This is a genomic window from Psychrobacter sp. 1U2, assembly GCF_051847575.1.
In genome coordinates this window covers 1-527 of the sequence record NZ_JBPYDC010001778.1, presented here as the reverse complement: position 1 = coordinate 527, position 527 = coordinate 1, and the positions used below count along the sequence as shown (strand labels likewise).

At 42.9% G+C, this 527-nt stretch carries 1 protein-coding gene; it reads right to left on the bottom strand.

Going from position 1 to position 527, the window contains the following annotated elements:
• A partial coding sequence (locus ACS8FD_RS24355) for a response regulator (RefSeq protein WP_439277738.1) occupies window positions 1–526 on the bottom strand: 526 nt, incomplete at its 3' end.
• Window position 527: the final 1 nt, after the last annotated feature.

Sequence of the window (527 nt, the reverse complement as noted above, 5' to 3'; positions counted from 1 at the left end):
ACTTGTCAGTAGCTTTATCTTTTAACGAATCCTTGTCTTTGACCGAGTTGTCAGAGCTGTTGGTTGGTTTGGTTGTTGGATTTAGCTTGCTCTCTTTTTTTGCCTGAGCTTTGACATCGGTTTCGGCTTGCTTATTATTTATCTGATGAGTTGGCTGATAATTGATAGCTTTATAAATCGTTGCGACCGCATCATCTAGATCAAAGGGTTTGGGTAGATATTCAAATGCGCCTGTCTGATAACTGTCAATAGCAGAGCTGATGTCTGAATGAGCAGTCATAATGACGATAGGTAGCTGAGGAAAATGCTTATGTACCCATCCACTAAACGACAAGCCATCCATCATTGGCATACGAATATCAGTTAATATGACATCCGGCAACTGCGTCGCTGATGCATGTTGTTGTAAGACATCATTAAGCTGGGTCCATGCCGCCTGTGCCTGCGTAAAGCTGACAACCATAAAGCCAGCGTCTCCAAAAGTATCAGCCAATATCAATCGCAATGCTGCGTCATCATCGATCAAC